The organism is Nocardia rhizosphaerihabitans, assembly GCF_014646295.1.
Lineage (GTDB): Bacteria > Actinomycetota > Actinomycetes > Mycobacteriales > Mycobacteriaceae > Nocardia > Nocardia rhizosphaerihabitans.
The window spans coordinates 1-17,405 of sequence record NZ_BMNE01000006.1; the positions used below are offsets into that span (position 1 = coordinate 1).

Annotated in this window: 15 protein-coding genes and 1 pseudogene; 7 read left to right on the top strand and 9 right to left on the bottom strand. The window is 69.1% G+C overall.

Annotated features, from left to right (window positions below; genetic code table 11):
• Positions 1-247: 247 nt before the first annotated feature.
• From IEY60_RS24185 to IEY60_RS24195, 3 genes are all read left to right on the top strand, one after another.
• A complete protein-coding gene (locus tag IEY60_RS24185; RefSeq protein WP_189032578.1) occupies positions 248-886 on the top strand; it encodes a YdcF family protein in 639 nt (212 codons plus the stop codon).
• Between the two features lie 106 nt (positions 887-992).
• Positions 993-1,802 carry an SAM-dependent methyltransferase gene (locus tag IEY60_RS24190; RefSeq protein WP_189032580.1) on the top strand — a complete coding sequence of 270 codons (810 nt, stop codon included), beginning with the start codon at positions 993-995 and terminating at the stop codon, positions 1,800-1,802.
• Positions 1,803-1,846: 44 nt separating this feature from the next.
• Positions 1,847-3,127 carry a diguanylate cyclase domain-containing protein gene (locus IEY60_RS24195; RefSeq protein WP_189032589.1) on the top strand — a complete coding sequence of 427 codons (1,281 nt, stop codon included), beginning with the start codon at positions 1,847-1,849 and terminating at the stop codon, positions 3,125-3,127.
• Between the two features lie 27 nt (positions 3,128-3,154).
• Here the strand turns inward: IEY60_RS24195 and IEY60_RS24200 are convergent, their stop codons facing one another.
• Positions 3,155-4,147: an acyl-ACP desaturase gene (locus tag IEY60_RS24200; protein ID WP_189032591.1), complete on the bottom strand. Its 993-nt coding sequence runs from the start codon at positions 4,145-4,147 to the stop codon at positions 3,155-3,157.
• Between the two features lie 230 nt (positions 4,148-4,377).
• Here IEY60_RS24200 and IEY60_RS24205 point away from each other — a divergent pair, with 230 nt between their 5' ends.
• Positions 4,378-5,598, top strand: a complete 1,221-nt coding sequence (locus IEY60_RS24205; RefSeq protein WP_189032593.1) for a KasA/KasB family beta-ketoacyl-ACP synthase — start codon at positions 4,378-4,380, stop codon at positions 5,596-5,598.
• 59 nt (positions 5,599-5,657) lie between these two features.
• Positions 5,658-7,535 carry a long-chain-fatty-acid--AMP ligase FadD32 gene (gene fadD32, locus IEY60_RS24210; RefSeq protein ID WP_308426129.1) on the top strand — a complete coding sequence of 626 codons (1,878 nt, stop codon included), beginning with the start codon at positions 5,658-5,660 and terminating at the stop codon, positions 7,533-7,535.
• 154 nt (positions 7,536-7,689) lie between these two features.
• Here fadD32 and IEY60_RS24215 read toward each other — a convergent pair.
• The 5 genes and pseudogenes from IEY60_RS24215 to IEY60_RS24235 form a co-directional block, all read right to left on the bottom strand.
• Positions 7,690-8,736 (bottom strand): annotated as a pseudogene (locus IEY60_RS24215) (LCP family protein); the annotation flags it as partial.
• 155 nt (positions 8,737-8,891) lie between these two features.
• On the bottom strand, positions 8,892-10,097 hold the full coding sequence (locus IEY60_RS24220; RefSeq protein WP_189032599.1) for a L,D-transpeptidase: 1,206 nt from the start codon (positions 10,095-10,097) through the stop codon (positions 8,892-8,894).
• A gap of 24 nt (positions 10,098-10,121) precedes the next feature.
• Positions 10,122-10,667 (bottom strand): YceI family protein, encoded by a 546-nt coding sequence (locus IEY60_RS24225; protein ID WP_189032601.1) that lies wholly within the window; start codon positions 10,665-10,667, stop codon positions 10,122-10,124.
• A gap of 90 nt (positions 10,668-10,757) precedes the next feature.
• Positions 10,758-10,952: a hypothetical protein gene (locus tag IEY60_RS24230; protein ID WP_189032603.1), complete on the bottom strand. Its 195-nt coding sequence runs from the start codon at positions 10,950-10,952 to the stop codon at positions 10,758-10,760.
• Positions 10,949-12,175 (bottom strand): MFS transporter, encoded by a 1,227-nt coding sequence (locus IEY60_RS24235; RefSeq protein WP_189032605.1) that lies wholly within the window; start codon positions 12,173-12,175, stop codon positions 10,949-10,951. The genes IEY60_RS24230 and IEY60_RS24235 overlap by 4 nt, the downstream gene beginning before the upstream one ends.
• Positions 12,176-12,279: 104 nt before the next feature.
• Between IEY60_RS24235 and IEY60_RS24240 the strand changes: the two genes are divergently transcribed.
• On the top strand, positions 12,280-13,122 hold the full coding sequence (locus tag IEY60_RS24240) for a DUF72 domain-containing protein (protein WP_229740085.1): 843 nt from the start codon (positions 12,280-12,282) through the stop codon (positions 13,120-13,122).
• A 189-nt stretch (positions 13,123-13,311) separates the two neighbouring features.
• Entirely contained in the window at positions 13,312-13,749 is a 438-nt protein-coding gene (locus IEY60_RS24245; protein ID WP_189032607.1) for an Rv3235 family protein, read from the top strand.
• A 6-nt stretch (positions 13,750-13,755) separates the two neighbouring features.
• Here IEY60_RS24245 and IEY60_RS24250 read toward each other — a convergent pair whose 3' ends face one another.
• The 3 genes from IEY60_RS24250 to IEY60_RS24260 all read right to left on the bottom strand — a co-directional run bounded on the left by IEY60_RS24250 (position 13,756) and on the right by IEY60_RS24260 (position 17,198).
• Entirely contained in the window at positions 13,756-15,135 is a 1,380-nt protein-coding gene (locus tag IEY60_RS24250; protein ID WP_189032610.1) for a metallophosphoesterase, read from the bottom strand.
• Positions 15,136-15,374: 239 nt separating this feature from the next.
• Positions 15,375-15,830: a DUF4254 domain-containing protein gene (locus IEY60_RS24255; protein ID WP_189032612.1), complete on the bottom strand. Its 456-nt coding sequence runs from the start codon at positions 15,828-15,830 to the stop codon at positions 15,375-15,377.
• A gap of 222 nt (positions 15,831-16,052) precedes the next feature.
• Positions 16,053-17,198, bottom strand: coding sequence for an acyl-CoA dehydrogenase family protein (locus IEY60_RS24260; RefSeq protein WP_189032614.1), 1,146 nt, complete (start codon positions 17,196-17,198; stop codon positions 16,053-16,055).
• Positions 17,199-17,405 lie beyond the last annotated feature (207 nt).

The window sequence follows — 17,405 nt, forward strand, 5'->3', positions numbered from 1 at the left end:
CCGATGGTACTGCACTCGACAGGGTGTGGGAGAGTAGGACACCGCCGGAACATCATTGCGAAAGGCCCCCAGCATCATGCTGGGGGCCTTTTTGCGTTCCCGGACAAGGCATCTCGCGTAGCAGACCGGCCATGGGCCTGCCCCCAGAATCGGGGGATTGCAGTCCGAACCATCAATATTTCAGAAAACCTCCGTACGGCTCGGCATGGTCAGCGACCATGGTGCGACGTTGCTTCGGGAGGTCACCATGGATTGGTTGTTCACTCACAAGTCTCTGCGGCGCGGCGCGGCCGCCCTCGTGCTGCCCGCCGCCCTGATCGGCGCGATAGCCACCGCGGCGCCCGCGCTCGCCACACCGTCCCCCGACCCGCTCGCCGGCATCGCCGAGGGCATGGCGGGTGCGGCGAGTTCCGTTGCGGGCGTTGCCGGTATCGAGCTGCCCGACACCTATGGCCCCGAGACCGCGATCGTAGTGCTCGGCTACGGGCTGCTGCCGGACGGCACCATGCGCACCGAACTGAGCAACCGGCTACACGCCGCGTTGGTCCAGGCATTCATGTCACCCGCCTCCCCGGTGATCGTCACCGGCGGGAATCCGCGCAACGGTGTCACCGAGGCGCAGGTGATGGCGGACTGGCTCAATATCCGCGGGGTGGCCAGGCAGCGGATCTACACCGAGACCCAGGCCGGGTCGACCGTGCAGAACGCGGAGTTCTCCGCGAAGTTGATGGAGGCGCTCGGCGTACACAAGGCCGTGCTGATCACCTCCGCCGATCACATGCGCCGGGCACTGGACAACTTCCTGGCCGCGGGCATTCCGGTGGTCGCGACGATGACGCCGGATGTGGCTCCGCTGTGGGCACAGCCGTTCGGCGCGGGAAGTTAGCGTCGGGAAGTCGGCGTTCGGGCGCGCCGAAGTCGGTGTCGCGCACTACGATGCGTCTGGCGTTGTCGCGGGGTGCGGTGATGCCGCGACTGGACAGGGGTATGCGATGGACAGGCCTGCGTGGGCACCAGAGGGCGTCGATATGCAGCATCCGAGCCCGGCTCGGATGTATGACGCCTTGCTCGGCGGTTCGCACAATTTCGCCGTCGACCGGATGGCGGCGGAGATGGGGACCAAGCTCGTCCCCGATCTGCCGCGCCTGGCGCTGAGCAACCGCGCCTTTTTGCGCCGGGCAGTGCGTTTCATGCTCGACGCCGGAATCCGGCAGTTCCTCGACATCGGCTCCGGCATCCCCACCGCGGGCAATGTGCACGAGATCGTGCACGAGATCGACCCCCAGGCGCGGGTGCTCTATGTCGACATCGACCCGGTCGCGGTCGTCCACTCCCGGACCATCCTGCAGGGCCGGGAGCGGGCGGGCGCGATCGAGGCCGATCTGCGCAAGTCCGACGAGCTGATCGCCGCGGTGCGCGAGACCGGACTGATCGACTTCGACGAGCCGGTCGGGCTGCTGCTGATCGCGGTGCTGCATCTGGTGCAGGACGAGGACGATCCGGCGGGCAAGGTCGCCGCGCTGCGCGAGGTGGTCGCACCGGGCAGTCTCATAGCCATTTCACATCTCACCTCCGCGATGCGGCCGGAGGATGCCGGTAAGCTGGGAGAGCATTCCGTCAACGAGACCAAGGTCGGTATCCGATTCCGGTCCGAAGACGCGATCGTGGCGATGTTTCGGGGTTGGGGCATGGTGGCGCCCGGAGTCGTCGAACTGCCGGCGTGGCGGCCGGAGTCGGAGCGGGACCAGCACGAGAAGCCGGGCCGATCGCTCGGCCTGGCCGGGGTTGCGCGCAAGGATTGAGCCGCCGATTCGGTGGTGCTATGAGATGACAGGGTGGACGAGTAGTGGGGTCGTGGGAGCTGGCGCAGCGGTGGGCCGATGCCCTCGACGGCGTCGTCGCTCCCACGCTCAACCGCTCCCAGATCGAGGAGATGCTCGCCGCCCTGTGTACCGGGCTGATCGACGCGGCGCGCGGTGGCGAGGATCCCGATGTCGCCCGTCGTGCCGCGAGGATGCTGGTCGCGGCCAACTATCGTGACCCGGCGGCGGTGAGTCGATCGGTGCGGGTGATCTGCGAGGACCTGGTCACCATCGCCGCCGACGGGCCCGACGATCCGACGCTGCCCGAGGTTCGAGACCGCGTGATCGGCCTGGCCGCCGACTTCGCCGCCGGTTTCACCGGGGCACTGCGGGCGGCGGCGCTGGCCGAGCAGGAGGCGACCCTGGCCGCGGTGCTCGCGTCCGCACAGCAAGCCGAGAGCAGGCGGGCGCTGTCGGAAGCCCGCTTCGAGGCGGTGTTCGACGGTGCCCTGGTCGGCATCGGCACCGTCGACATGTCCGGCCGGGTGGTGAACTGCAATGCCACCATGGCCGAGATGCTCGGCCAGACCCCGGAGACCATGCCGGGCCGGACCGTCGCCGACATCCTCGGCCCACACAATCTCAACCACGCGTTCGTCGAACTGCAGCGCATGGTCACCGGCGAATCCGAGAGCTTTCGCACCGAGACCGAGCATCTGCACGACGACGGCGAGGTCACCGTCATCGACCTGTCGATGTCGGCGGTGCGCGACCCCGACGGCAATATCCAGTTCCTGATCGGCGTCGCGGTCGACGTCACCGAGCGCAAACAGCTCGCCGACCGGCTCTGGCACGACGCGAACCACGACGCGCTCACCGGGCTGCCCAACCGCCCGCACCTGTTCAGCCGCCTTGCCGATGCCGAACCACCGATCGGGGTCTGCTACCTGGACCTGGACGGCTTCAAGGAGATCAACGACCTGTGGGGGCACACGGTCGGTGACCGGGTGCTGCGGGTCGTCGCCGATCGCATGCGCGACGGTGTCCGCCCGCTGGACGCGATGGCCGCCCGGATCGGCGGTGACGAGTTCCTGGTGCTGGTGGAGGACTGTTCGGGCGAGGCGCAATTGGTGGCCCTGGCCGATGATCTGATGTCGGCGCTGACGGCACCGCTCGAGGTGGACGGGCACATGCTCGCGGTGGGCGTGAGCATCGGCGCCGCCTACTTCGACGAACTACCCGACACGGTCGACGAATTGGTGCACGCGGCCGATTCGGCGATGTACCGCCACAAGCACGACACGCGCCGCTATCCGGCCCGGTAGCGGCCGGGCCGGATCGGTGCCGCCGCGCTAGACGAGCTGGCGGCCGCGGTTCGCCGCCCGCGCGAGCGAGCGGTCGCGCTGCTCCTCGAAACGCACGACATCGTCGCGGAGCCGGTCGAGGAAGGCCGCGAGGCTCTCGCGTGCCTGCTCGCCCCGTGCGCCGAAGTCGGTGCGCTCGAAGATGTTCCACTTGCGCAGCACCGGCAGCAGGACCTCGTCGAGATGCTGGCGCAGGTCGTAGATGCCGTGCTTGGCCATCAGCACGCCGTTGCGCCGCCAGCCCGGCATGCCCGCACCGGGCATCTGGAAGCCCTGCACGATGGTGCTGATCGCCTCGATGGTCTGATCGGGCGCCAGGTCGAGCGCGGCCGCGCACAGGTTGCGGTAGAAGATCATGTGCAGGTTCTCGTCCGTGGCGATGCGGGCGAGCATGCGGTCGGCGATCGGGTCGTCGCAGACGCGGCCGGTGTTGCGGTGGCTGACCCGGGTGGCCAGTTCCTGGAAGGTCACGTAGGCGACGGAGTACAGCAGGCCTGCCACGGAATGGGCCCTGATGTCGGTGTCGCCCGCCTTGGCGTCGACGACGGCCATCGCTGAATAGCCGTTGGTCATGTGGATCATCCGCGCCTGCTCGAGTGCCACCGGGTCGACGCCGCGGGTGACGACGAGGTAGTCGCGAATGGCGATGCCGTGTCGGTTCTCCTCGGCGGTCCAGCGGCCCACCCAGGTACCCCAGGCGCCGTCCTTGGAGAAGTTCTCGGCGATCTCGCGGTGGTAGGAGGGCAGGTTGTCCTCGGTGAGCAGGTTGGTGATCATCGCCGCCTTGGCGAGCTCGCTGAGCTCGGACTGCGCTGGGTCCCAATCGATTCCGCCCATCGCGGCGAAGTTGCGGCCCTTGTCCCACGGTACGTAGTCGTGCGGGTGCCAATCCTTGGCGATCGACAGATGGCGGTCGACATTGCTCGCGGCGACCGGTTCGAGTTCGATGAGCAGTTCCAATTGCGTGAGGTTCCTGGCCAAGCTCGTGCCCTTTCCGTGCAGTGAAAAGCAAGAGTTGCGCTGGTCCGGTATTGTTGCCCGTCGTCGCCGAGGATAGACCCGGCGCAACGCGCCTCCGAACGACACGGTGCGGAGGGCACTGTTTCTGAATTTGGGCGCGTCGCGCCGACTGCATATACGCTCCACCAGTTCAGCTCCATCAGCGGTTCCCGATCCAGTCGTGGCAATAGCTAGAGAGAGTGAGCGGAAATATGACGGACATCGTGGTCACGAGCCTGGCGGCGACCACGTCGATCGCGGGCGACGTCGACTCGACCTGGAAGGGTCTGCTCAACGGCGAAAGCGGCATCGACGTCCTGGAGGACTCCTTCATCGACGACTTCGACCTGCCGGTGCGGATCGGCGGTCACCTCAAGATCTCCCCGGCCGCCTCGCTCACCCGCGAGGAGGCGCGAAGGCTGTCCTATGTCGAGCAGATGGCCGTGGCGCTCGGCCGCGAGGTATGGCGCAACGCGGGCAATCCCGAGGTCGATCGCGACCGGCTCGGTGTCTCGATCGGCACCGGACTCGGCGGCGCGGAATCCCTGATCTACGCGCGCGACAAGCTCGGCAACGGCGGGTACCGCAAGGTGTCGCCGCTGACCGTGGGGGCGATCATGCCCAACGGTCCCGCCGCCTGTGTCGGCCTCGAATTGGGCGCGCGCGCCGGTGTTTCCACGCCGGTCTCGGCCTGCTCGTCGGGGTCGGAGGCGATCGCCAACGCCTGGCGGATGATCGTGATGGGCGATGCCGACATGGTGGTCACCGGCGGTGTCGAGGGGTCTATCCAGGCGGTGCCGATCGCGGCGTTCACGCAGATGCGCGCCATGAGCACCCGCAACGGTGACCCCAAGGCGGCCTCGCGTCCGTTCGACAAGGATCGCGACGGCTTCGTCTTCGGCGAGGCGGGCGCGATGATGGTGATCGAGACCGAGGAGCACGCCAAGGCCCGCGGCGCCACGATCCACGCGCGCCTGCTCGGGGCGGGCGTCACCTCCGACGGATTCCACCTCGTCGCACCGGATCCCGAGGGCACCGGCGCGGCGCGGGCGATGACGCGGGCGATGCAGACCGGCGGGATCAGCCGCACCGATGTCACCCACATCAACGCCCACGCGACCGCGACGCCCATCGGCGACAGCGCCGAGGCCAATGCGATCGCCAAGGCGATCGGCTCGCACGCGTCGGTGTACGCGCCCAAATCGGCGCTCGGGCATTCGATCGGCGCGGTCGGCGCGCTCGAGGCGGTGCTGACCGTGCTGAGCGTGCGCGACAGCATCATTCCGCCCACCCTCAACCTGGACAACCAGGACCCCGAGATCGATCTGGACGTGGTCTCCGGTGAGGCGCGGCGCGGGCGGATCGATTACGCGGTGAACAACTCCTTCGGATTCGGCGGGCACAACGTCGCCGTCGCCTTCGGGCGGTATTGACTCTTCGCCACGGCGGCGCCTCCTACAGATGCATTGTGCGTTGAAAAGGATAGGGAATGATCGGCGAGACTTTCGACGACTATGTGGACGAGCTGGGCAATATCCGGATTCCGGGTAACCAGACCTTGATCGACTTCGTCGACAAACACAGCGAGGCCAACGGGGACGATCTGGCCTATCGCTTCATCGACTATTCGCGGGAACGTGAGGGGGAATACCTGGAGCTGACCTGGCGGGAATTCGGGGTCAGGCTGCGTGCGGTGGCCGCGCGGCTGCAACAGGTGACCTCGCCCGGTGACCGGGTCGCGGTGCTCGCGCCACAGGGCCTGGACTATGTCGTCGCGCTGTTCGCGGCGGTGTACGCGGGGAATGTGGCCGTGCCGCTGTTCGATCCGGAGGAGCAGGGCCACAGCGACCGGCTGCACGCCGTGCTCGGCGACTGCGAGCCGGTCGCGGTGCTCACCGTCGGCACCGCCGCGGCGGGGGTGCGCAAGTTCTTCCGGGAACAGCCCGCCGCGCAACGGCCGAGGATCATCGCGGTCGAGGCGATCCCGGACACCGTCGGCGCGACCTGGCGCAGGCCCGACATCGATATCGACAGCGTCGCGTACCTGCAGTACACCTCGGGGTCCACCCGGGTGCCCGCCGGCGTCGAGATCACCCATCGCGCGGTCGGCACCAATCTGCTGCAGATGATCGACGCCATCGGCATCACCGAGAACGCGCGCGGGGTCACCTGGTTGCCGCTGTTCCACGACATGGGGCTGCTGACGGTGATCCTGCCGACGATCGGCGGCAAGTTCATCACCATCATGTCGCCGAGCGCGTTCGTGCGCAGGCCGTCGCGCTGGATCAAGGAACTGGCGGCCCAGGCCGACGGCGCCGAGATCTATTCGGCGGCACCGAACTTCGCCTTCGAGCACGCGGCGATGCGCGGGCTGCCCAAGGGTGACGAATCGCTGGACCTGTCGAACGTGATCGGCCTGATCAACGGCAGCGAGCCGGTGTCGGTGGCCTCCATGCGCAAGTTCAACGAGGCCTTCGCGCCGTACGGGTTGTCCAAGAACGCGATCAAGCCCTGCTACGGGATGGCCGAGGCGACGCTGTTCGTCTCGGCGACCAGGCGCGACGACGAGGCCAGGGTGGTCTACGTCGATCGCGGGCAGCTGAACGAGGGCCGGATGGTGGCGGTCGACGAGCATTCCGCCGGCGCGGTCGCGCAGGTGTCGTGCGGGTACGTCGCGCGGTCGCAGTGGGCGGTGATCGTCGACCCGGCGACCGGGATCGAGCGCAGGGACGGCGAGGTCGGCGAGATCTGGCTGCACGGCGACAATATGGGCATCGGGTACTGGGGCAGGCAGGGGGAGACCGCGGAGACCTTCCACAACCGGGTGACCCGCAATCCCGCAGGCAGCAGGGCCGAGGGCGCACCGGCCGACGCGCGGTGGATGCGCACCGGCGACTTCGGCGCCTACCACGACGGCGAGCTGTTCATCACCGGCCGGGTGAAGGACCTGGTGATCGTCGACGGCCGCAACCACTACCCGCAGGACCTCGAGTACTCCGCCCAGGAGGCGAGCACGGCGCTGCGGCCCGGGTTCGTCGCGGCCTTCTCGGTGCAGGCCGGGCAGCTGCCGGCGCCGGTGCTCGAGGCGGGCGGTCCGACCGACGAGGCGGCCGAGCAGCTGGTGATCGTCGCCGAACGCGGCACGGGCGCGGCGAAACTCGACCCGGGGCCGATCGTGGACACGGTGCGCGCGGCGATCGCGCGCAGGCACGGTGTCACCGTGCGTGACCTGCTGCTGGTGCCTGCGGGGTCGATCCCGCGCACGTCGAGCGGCAAGATCGCCCGGCGGGCCTGCAAGGCGGCGTATCTGGACGGCACGCTGCGCGGCGGGCATCGGCAGGATGCCTATCCGGACGCACCCGAGGAGTGAGAAACAGTTCGGCCACCGGGCTTCCGGTGGCCGAACTGCGTTGTGGCCGTGGTCAGTTGACGCAAGGAATGGTGCCGCCGATCGTGGCGGTCACCGGTTTTCCGGTGTCGGGCAGCGGCAGGGCCGAGGTTGTCGTCGGGCCGAACTCGGCGGGTACATCGACGACACCGGTCGGCGCCGTGGTGGTGGTCGGCGCTTCCAGCCCGAACGCCACCCGCACCTCCCGTTTGATCGCGGCCGGGTCGACGATATTGACGTCCTGGCCGTCGATCACGTCGTAGCGCACCACCGGCAGCGTGCGGAACTCCACCGGCACCGTGCCCGCCGCGCCGAGCTCGCGGGCGAAGTCGAACAGATTCCAGCCGTCGGAGAGCACGATGTCCTTGTGCGCCACGTCCATCAGCGCCGAGAGCCTGCTCAGATTGGTGAGCGTGCCGGAATCCCTGAGCGACTTGGCCACCGAGGTGAGGAACGCCTGCTGGCGGTGCGTGCGATCGAGGTCGCCGTTGTGCAGGCCGTGGCGTTGCCGCACGAAGGCCAGCGCCGCGGAACCGTCGAGGTGCTGGCGGCCCGCCGGGAACACCGCACCGGAGAACTCGCTGTCGTCGACCGCGTTGTTCAGGCAGACATCGACGCCGCCGATCGCGGTCGCCAGGTCGTAGAACCCGGCCAGGGAGATCTCGGCGAACCGGTCGATGGGCACCCCGACCAGATTGCGCACGGTGGACACGATCGACGCGCGACCGGCCTCGCGACCGCGACGCTCCAACTCCACCGGGTCCTTCTCGCCCTGCTCGATCAGCTTCGCCTGCACCGCGGCCTTCTTCAGGCCGTACGCCTCCTTGATCTTGATCTGCCGATAGCCGGGGATGCCGGTCACCGGCACGTAGTTGTCGCGCGGGATGGAGAACGCGACGATCTTGCTCAGGTCGGCCGGGATGTGCAGCAGGATGAGCGAATTCGCGTTGTAGCCGCCCTCGGTGCCGTCGCCCGCGTGCAGCTGGTCCAGGATCTGTTTCGGCAGGTCGTTGCCGTTGAGGTCCTTGCGGGTGTCCAGGCCGATCAGCAGGATGTTGACGGCGCCACCGCGCGAGCGAGGCGTGTCGGTGCCGAGCGCGGTGGAATGGGTGAAACCGGAATCGAAGTCGTTCTTCGCCGACCAGGACAGACCGGTGCCGGTGAAGACGGCCAGTGCGGTCATCGCGCCGATCAACCTGGCCAGGATCAGGGCCGCGCGGCCAACGCGTCCGCTCCGGATGGTGTGGGGGACGGTGTGCGGGACCTGGTTGCCGACGCGCTGCGGTCCGGGCCTCGGCTTTTCCAGGCGGGGTATGGGCGCCGTGTCGTCGTCTCGGTTCACCGTAGGGCGCTACCTGTCTGCCATTGCTCCCACGGCACACTCCAATCGCCGTTCTGCCACACCTCGAGTGGTGCGCCGCCGGTATTGCGGATCTCCACCACATCGCCGGGCTGGGAGAAGTTGTAGAACCATCGGGCGTTCTCGCCGCTGAGGTTGAGGCAGCCGTGCGAGACGTTGGTGTTGCCCTGCGCCCAGATGGTGTCGTCGAGTTGATGCAGATAGATGCCGTCGGTGCTGATCCTGGTCGCCCAGCCGATGGTCTCCTTGTAGCCGAGCCGGGAGTTCACCGGCAGGCCGTAGGTGGAGGAGTCCATGATCACCGGATTGGCCTTGTCCATGACGGTGTAGACGCCAGGCTGGGTCCAGAAGGTGATCGTCTTGCCCGCCACGACCTCGCTGCCACCCCGCCCCATCGAGGTGGGCATGGTGCGGATCAAGGTGCCGTTCTCGAATACCTGCACCTGCTTGTCGTTGTCGTCGACGATCGAGACGTGTGCGGGGCCGATCGTGAAGCTGGTCCTGGTGTCCTCCTGGCCGTAGAGCCCGCCGCCGAGGTCCTTGCCGTAGATGTCGGCGGCGAGGGTGACTGTGGTGCCCGGCGTGTAGTAGTTCTGCGGTCGCCAGTGGGCATTGCGGTTGTCGAGCCAGTACCAGGAGCCGGTCACCGGCGGGTCGGTGGTGACGCTGAGATGGCGTTCGGCCGTGGCACGGTCGGGCACGTCCTCGTCGAAATGCGCGACGACGACAGTGCCGACGCCGAAGCTGCCCGAGGAGGACAGCGCCTCGCCACCGGTGGTGCGGAAGTACACCTTCGTCTGATTGTTCGGTGCGAGTGTGGAGAACGACGAGGTGATCGGTCCGATCGGGCCGGTGACGGTGAGCGCTTCGGCGACGACGGTGTAGGTGCGGCCGTAACCGAGCGGCTCGGAGGGTTTCCACGCCGTCTGGTCGGGAGTGAAGACGCCCTCCACCGCGCGGCCCTGCTCGTTGGTCATGGTGACCGAGGTGAGCTTGCCGTCGCTGGTGGTGACCCGGACCGGGCTGAGCGGGTCGATCTCGGTGGCGCCCGCCGCGGGCTCGACCGAGATGGTGGCGGCGGGCGGGTCGGTGGAGTCGGATCCCGGCTCGCTCGAACCGCTACAGGCCGCGACGAACAGCGCGAGGCCGGCTGCGAACCCGGCCAGGAAACGACGTCCTGCCATACGCCCTCCTGTCCTCGGTGCCGCTCAGCTCTGTAGGCCGACCTCGACGTCGAGCGAGAGGGCGATCTTGTCGCCGATCACGACGCCGCCGTTGGCCATCGGCATCTCGGTGGTGATCCCGAAATCACGGCGGTTGATCGTCGCGGTGGCGGTGAAGCCCGCGACCGGCGCGTCGCCCATACCCGGTCCGGCACCGAGGAATTCCACGTGCAGGGTGACCGGGTGGGTGGTGCCGCGGATGGTGAAGTCACCGGTGACCTCGAACTCGTCGCCGAGGGGGCGGAAGTCGGTGGCCGTGAAAGTGGCGACGGGATAGTGGGTGACATCGAAGAAGTCGGCGGTGGCCAGGTGCTCGTCGCGCTGCGGATTGTCGGTGGTGACCGAATCGACCTGCATCTCGACCACGGCGTCGGCCGTGCCGTCGGGATGGACGACCAGCGCGCCGGTGAAATTCGTGAAGCGTCCGCGCACCTTGCTCACCATCAGATGGCGCACGGAGAACTGCAGAGTCGAATGGCTGCGGTCGATGACCCACGTTCCCGCGGTCAGGCCCTGGGTAGGTGCCGACATGATCTCTCCTCACTGAGCGAACCGGCCGCGACGGCCGACGTGACGTGAAGCGATGACGGCAACCAGCCTAGCCCGGCACCCGCCCGGCGGTCAGTCCTCGCTGCTGGTGCGTTCTTCGAGGAATCGCAGCAGCGCCGGATCGGCGGAGGTGAACCGGTCGACCTCCTGGCCGCCGGTGCATTCGAACAGGCCGATGGTCACCGAGTCGGCGCGGCGGGCGAGCACCCGCCAGATCGCGCCGGAATCCTGCCAGCGGCGCAGGGTCTCGACCGGGTCGGTGCTCATGCCCGCTCACGGTAGTTCGCGGCGACCAGCGCGAGGCAGGCCGCGGCGATCAGCGCGACGACCAGATACATGGCCGGATAACCGAAACCGAAGCCGCCGTGCAGGGCGGACAGGACGGCGGGCACCCCGAAACCGAGGTAGCTCACCGAATAGAAGACGGCGTTGAGCCCGGCCAGATCACCGGGGCCCGCGATCCGCTCGATCTGCTGCAGTCCCGCGACCAGGCCGATGCCGTACCCGCTGCCGAGCACGACGGCGGTCAGCAGCGTCACCCAGATGCTCAGGGTGGCCGCGGTCCAGGCCGCCAGCACCATGCCCGCGGTGAGCAGCACCAGGGCGACGACGGCGGCGCGGGCGGTGCCGGGCCGGTCGATCCGGCGGGCCACCGATTGGATGGTGAAGCCGCAGCCGAGCGTCACCATGGTGACCAGGGCGGAGAAGGCGATCGGGGCGCCCTGCACGCGGGGCAGCATGAGTGTCGGCAGCACCGCGTAGGCGGTCGCGTTGGCGGTGAACAGCCACAGCGCGATCGGCACCGCGACGCGCAGGAAGCGGCGATGCCCGGCGGCGGGGATCTTCAGGTCATCGCGCAGCCTGCCCGGATCCGGCTGCCGCGTCACCGTTTCCGGCGACCTGGCCAGCCACACCGAGGTCGCGACGCACAGCGCCGCGTTGACGAGATAGGCGGTGGAATCGGGCAGCGGCCCCCACTGCGCCAGCACACCGGCCACGCCCGCGCCGAGCGCGAACCCGGCGGTCAGGCTCATGGCCGACCGGCGGGCACCGACTCCGGCTGCGGCCGCGGCATAGGGCGGCTGGGACAGCTCCTTGAGCCAGCTGCCGCCGACCGCCATCGCCAGTCCGAGCGCGACGCCGCACAGCATCCGCCCGGCCGCGAGCATCGGGACCGAGGCCGCGCCCGCCGCCAGCAGCAGCGAACCGGCGGCCGCGATCAGCGGGGCTGGCAGCATCAGCGGGCGGCGGCCGAACCGGTCCGAGAGCGGGCCGCCGATGAGCAGCGCGGGCACGATACCGAGGACGTAGTAGAACAGCAGCAGGTCGACCGCCGTCAGCGGCAGGCCGTGGCTCTTGTACATCACCAGCAGGGGGGTGAACTCGTTGCCGCCCCACGCGATCGCGACCATCGCCGCGGAAACGCCGAGCCAGGCGCGGGTCCGCGTGCCGGAGACAGCACGGGGCCGTTCACTGGTGAGAATCGCCATCACAGGCCCTTTCCGTCGTGCGCGCACCGGGGCACGCTCACGGGGCGAGTGGTGGCAACCGGTCTCATTTTAGGCGCGGCCGATCGCTGTACTACCGTCGGCCTGTGCGTGAGCTGCGGGTCGGGTGTGCGATGTGGACACACCCGCAGTGGCAGCAGCGGCTGCCCGCGCCGGGGGAGCGGCTGCGCGCCTACGCCGGGCACTGTGGCGCTGTCGAGGGCAACACCACCTTCTACGCGACGCCGTCGGCCTCGACCGTCGAGTCGTGGGCCCGGCAGACGGTGCCGGATTTCCGGTTCGTGCTGAAGCCGCCGCGTGCCGTCACCCACGAGCGCAGGCTCGTCGACGCGCAGGGCGAGCTGTCGGCCTTTCTCGATGTGATGGCGCCGCTCGGGTCGCGGGTGCACGCGCTGTGGATCCAGTTGCCCGCCTCCTTCGGGCCCACGGATCTGGGCGCGCTGGCGCGGTTCCAGCGTGACCTGCCCGCCGGGTTGCGGTGCGCGGTCGAGGTGCGTCATCCGGCCTTCTTCACCGATGAGCGCGCCGCGGTGCAGCTGGAACGGGTGCTGGGCCGGATCGGCGCCGAGTGGGTGCCCTTCGACACGACCGTCCTGTTCGACGGACCGCCCGGCGACCCGTCGGAGTACGAGGCGCGCGCGAAGAAGCCGCGGGTGCCGCGGCGGATGCGGGCGCTGACCGAATACCCGATCGTGCGCTACCACGGTCGCGCCGACGAGGACCGCACGGTCGCGGGCTGGCAGCCATGGGTGGACACGGTCGCGCAGTGGCTGCGCGAGGGCCGCTCACCGACGGTGTTCGTGCACACCCCCGACAACGCCGCAGCCCGCGGGCTGGCCCGCCGTTTCCACGACGCGGTCGGCGCCGTCGTCCCGGAGCTCCCGCCGCAGCCCACCCCCGAACCGGACGGACCGATGACCCTGTTCTGAATTCCCCGGACACTTGTCGGACCCCCGTGGCATGCTGTGCGCCAGCACTGGGGAGTGGGTGGGCGGACTCGAAGGGGACGAGTGATGTCTACGGAGCGAATGTCGTTGCCGCGTGCGCCGCATTGCGAGCCCGGCCTCGAAACACCAGGAATGTCGTCGCGATCTCAGCGCGCCGCGGTGGATAACGCTGTGCCACAGCGATATCCGGGATCGGTGCGTCGTCGAGTCACCCGCGGCGCGCCGTTCGGCGTGCGCCGGGCGGTCAGCGCGGCGTGCACACAGAGCAGGCGCGGCGAGGCCGAATCCGTGGCCGAGGCACAGCGATTCGCCGAGCAGTCGGTGCGGTTGGTACTCGAGGTCGTCGACCGGCGCAGACAGCCCGACCAGCTGCGCCCGGTCACCGACCCGCGGGTGCTGGCGTCGGTGCGGACCATGCTCACCCAGGACCTCGTTCCCGGCCGTAGCCTCGGCGCTGCCACGGTCAAACACGTGCGGGTTACCTCGACCGAGCCGGGCGGCGCCGAGATCTTCGCCTCCTATCAGCGGGGTCCGCGCACACTCGCGATCGCGGGCCGCATCGAAGTGACCAAGGACCGGTGGCGTTTGGTAGCGCTACGACTGTTCTGACGCGCGTCAGCGGCGGGCGATGACCCCGGAGAAGTCGTGCGAGACCTGGTGATTGCGATCGACGAGGGAGCCGAGCGCGTGGTCGGGCTGCAGGCCGAAGTACTGCCTGCGGGTCCGGTCGGTCCAGGCCAGTGCCGCCGCGGCGGCGATGCGGTGGAAGTGCACGGTGTACCCGCGCTCGTAGATCCGCAGCAGCGCGTAGCCGCCCGGATACTCCTTGACCGCGGCGACCTCGAGGAATTCGACGCGCCCGGAATCGGGGCGGCTCATCCGGTTTCGATGGGTGTGCCCGCTGTGATGCAGGAACACGCCGGGGCTGGTCCGGTAGCACGCATGCAGCGCGTGCCCGCTCGCCCGGTCGAGGACGAATCCGGGTCCGCCCGGATTGCTCAGTGCCGCATAGCGGGTCACCGGATGGTGGCCGAAGATCAGCGTCGGCCGGTCGGGCGCGGCGGCAAGTACCTCGCGCAGGTGGGCGAGCTGGGTGGCCGAGATCGTGCCGCCCGCGCCCCGATGGCGGGTGGTGTCGAGGCCGATCAGCCGCAGGCCGCCGAACTCGTGGCAGGTGAGCCGCCGGCGGGCATGGAAGGCCCAGCCCCAGTGGTCTTCCCGCCCGCGCGCGACGTCGTGGTTGCCGCGGCAGGCGAGATAGTCGCGACCGTGGATGCCCCAGTCGTCGAGGCGCGCGCGGATTCCGGCGACCTGGTCGGCGGTGCCGCTGTCGGTGAGATCGCCGGCGACGACGAGATGGTCGACCGCGCGTTCGGGCCGCCGGAGGTCGTGCAGCAGTGCGTCGGTCATCACCTGTGGGTAGTGGCCGTCGTCGTGGCGCAGGCCGGGCGGCAACCCGGCCACGATCAGGCCGCTGCGGTCCTCACCCCAGTGCAGGTCGTTGGTGAGGGCGATGGTCCGCAGCAGGCGGCCCGGTGGCGGCGGCGCGGTGCGAACGACGCCGGTCACCTCCGGTGTGCCGGGGCGGCGCGTCACCCAGGTGCGGCCCGCGACCGCGCGGACACCGTCGGAGCAGGCGGTGAACCGGTAGCGGCGGCCGGGTTCGAGACCACGGATCTCGGCGTAGTGATGGGCGGTGCGGCGCGGATCGTAGAACCGGGTCACCGGCGCCGCCGGGCTGTCGGCGGGCGTGAGCCGGACCTCGGTGTCGGAGGCGGCGGGGCGCAGGGTGCCGGACCGGTCGCGGCGCCGGGTGGTCCAGGTGAGGATCGCGGTGTCGTGGGTGACCGTCACGACCTCGAGATCGGTGACGATCAGCTGACCGCGCGCGCTCGCGGAGCCGCGCGGCCGCGCCATGGGTGCGCGGACGGTGGCCGCCGCGGCGCCGGAGGCCGCGTTGACCAGCCATGCGGTGTGCAGTCGAGGATCGAGCATGGCCGGGCTCCGTTCGCCGTCTACCGGGGACGGTACGGGTGCCGGTTGAACGTGTGTGGACGGCGATGTGGCCGTCAGCTGCCGCCGTCGTGGCGAAGGCGGTGGAACGGGCCCCGCCGCCCGAGGAGCGGGGTCCGTGTGCCGCGCCGACCTGGGGGAGGGTGGGTTGAACCCTGGCGCGGCTGTGGTGCTGTGGCGCGCCGGTTCCGTGGCCGGTTTTTCGGGCAGCGCACCACCTGCTATTCGGTGCGTGGGCGGTTCCGGCTTGGTTGTGCGCCACCGCTTTCCGGCGCGTCGCCGTCGGGGCCGTCGGGTAGTCGGCGCGCGCCGCTGGCCACCTCGACGACGAGATCGTCGTAGCCGCAACCCAGTTCGTGCAGGCGCAGTTGCGCGGCGCGGAGTTCGGGCTCGGCGCCGCAGGCCAGCGCCCGGTAGGTGAGCGCGGCGAAATGGGCCATGCGATCGACGACGGCGCCGATGCTCTCGGTATGCATCGGCGCCGTCGTCGCGGGCCGGGGGGAGCGGATGACCACCCAGCGGTCGATCTCGCAGACCAGACGCGCCCGCTCCCAATCGATCTCGCTCGTGTCGCCGGGAACGAGCTGTTCACGGCGTTCGTGCAGGGCGGCCAGTTCGTGCGCGGCCCGCAGGACAGGATCGCCGTCGCCGGCGAAACCGCAGACCGCCTGCATCATCTGTGCACGGTCCGGCAGTACCGGTTCCTGTCCGGGTTCACCCGATGAACCGCCGTCCGCGTCCACTGTGCCGCACCGTCCTTGTCGTCCCGTATGTACCGCTTCCGAAGGACATTCGTCTCGGCCGGAGTTCCGGATAGGTCACGAAATAGCACCTCAACAGCGAAAACCGGCCGCGAACAGCTGTTCGCGGCCGGTCGAGATCACCTGTGCGCAGAAGTATTACAGGCTGCGGGCGATGATCTCCTTCATGATCTCGTTGGTGCCCGCGTAGATCAGCTGGACGCGGTTGTCGACCCACATGCGGGCGATCGGGTACTCGTTCATGTAGCCGTAGCCGCCGAACAGCTGCAGACAGGTGTCGGCGATCTGCATCGCCTTGTCGGTGGTCCACCACTTCGCCATGGCGACGGTGGGGATGTCGAGCTCGCCGCGGATGTGCTTCTCGATGCAGTCGTCGATGAACACGCGCGCGATGCGCGACTCGGTGGCGACCTCGGCCAGCTTGAACTTGGTGTTCTGGAAACCGAACACCGGGCGCCCGAACGCCTCGCGCTCCTTGGTGTAGCGCAGGGTGTGATCGAGGGCGACCTCCATGCCCGCGACCGCGCCGAGCGAGACGATCAGGCGCTCCTGCGGCAGCTGCTGCATCAGCTGGACGAAGCCCTGACCCTCCTGGGTGCCGAGCAGGTTGGTCACCGGGACGCGCACGTCCTCGAAGAACAGCTCGGAGGTGTCCTGGCCCTTCTGGCCGATCTTGTCGAGCACGCGGCCGCGACGGAAACCCTCGCGGTCGGCCTCGACCAGCACCAGCGAGACACCGGCGGCGCCCTGGGTGGGATCGGTCTTGGCGACCAGGATGATCAGGTCGGCCTGGGCGCCGTTGGTGATGAAGGTCTTGGAGCCGTTGATGACGTACTCGTCACCGTCGCGGATCGCCTTGGCCTTGACGGCCTGCAGGTCGGAGCCGGTGCCGGGCTCGGTCATCGCGATGGCGCCGACGACCTCACCGCTGGCCATCTTGGGCAGCCACTGCTGCTTCTGCTCCTCGGTGCCGTAGGCGAGCAGGTAGTGGGCCACGATGCCGTTGTGCAGGCTCACGCCCCACGAGGTGTCCACGACGCGGGCCTGCTCCTCCATGAGCACGGCCTCGTGGGCGAAGGTGCCGCCACCGCCGCCGTACTCCTCCGGGATCGACAGACACAGCAGGCCGACTTCGCCGGCCTTGTTCCACAGGTCGCGGTCCACGTGGTGCTGCTCGCGGTACTTGTCGATGTTCGGCGCGAGTTCCTTGGCCATGAAGGCGCGGGCGAGGTCGCGCAGGGCGTCCAGGTCCTCGTTCATCCAGCTGGACCGGTTGGCGGCCATCGAGTCTCCTTACGGCTCGGCACAGCACTGGTCCAGAGGTGACCAGTGGTTACAGATACAGTGTGGACCACTATTGGCGGGGTGGCAATAGTGGGTTTCGGAGCGCCAGGCGGGCCGCGAACCCGGCTTCCGGCGGTCGAGGCCATGGGTCTTGACGGGGGCGCGAAGTTGGTGTCCGATTCGTGTTGTCCGCGAACGTTGTTCGAC

What these genes read in the sequence shown, in the direction of transcription:
- IEY60_RS24185 (WP_189032578.1), top strand. Translation starts at nt 248, where the DNA reads ATGGATTGGTTGTTCACTCACAAGTCTCTGCGGCGCGGCGCGGCCGCC.
- IEY60_RS24190 (WP_189032580.1), top strand. Translation starts at nt 993, where the DNA reads ATGGACAGGCCTGCGTGGGCACCAGAGGGCGTCGATATGCAGCATCCG.
- IEY60_RS24205 (WP_189032593.1), top strand. Translation starts at nt 4,378, where the DNA reads ATGACGGACATCGTGGTCACGAGCCTGGCGGCGACCACGTCGATCGCG.
- IEY60_RS24220 (WP_189032599.1), bottom strand. Translation starts at nt 10,097, where the DNA reads ATGGCAGGACGTCGTTTCCTGGCCGGGTTCGCAGCCGGCCTCGCGCTG.
- IEY60_RS24225 (WP_189032601.1), bottom strand. Translation starts at nt 10,667, where the DNA reads ATGTCGGCACCTACCCAGGGCCTGACCGCGGGAACGTGGGTCATCGAC.
- IEY60_RS24230 (WP_189032603.1), bottom strand. Translation starts at nt 10,952, where the DNA reads ATGAGCACCGACCCGGTCGAGACCCTGCGCCGCTGGCAGGATTCCGGC.
- IEY60_RS24235 (WP_189032605.1), bottom strand. Translation starts at nt 12,175, where the DNA reads ATGGCGATTCTCACCAGTGAACGGCCCCGTGCTGTCTCCGGCACGCGG.
- IEY60_RS24250 (WP_189032610.1), bottom strand. Translation starts at nt 15,135, where the DNA reads ATGCTCGATCCTCGACTGCACACCGCATGGCTGGTCAACGCGGCCTCC.
- IEY60_RS24255 (WP_189032612.1), bottom strand. Translation starts at nt 15,830, where the DNA reads ATGATGCAGGCGGTCTGCGGTTTCGCCGGCGACGGCGATCCTGTCCTG.
- IEY60_RS24260 (WP_189032614.1), bottom strand. Translation starts at nt 17,198, where the DNA reads ATGGCCGCCAACCGGTCCAGCTGGATGAACGAGGACCTGGACGCCCTG.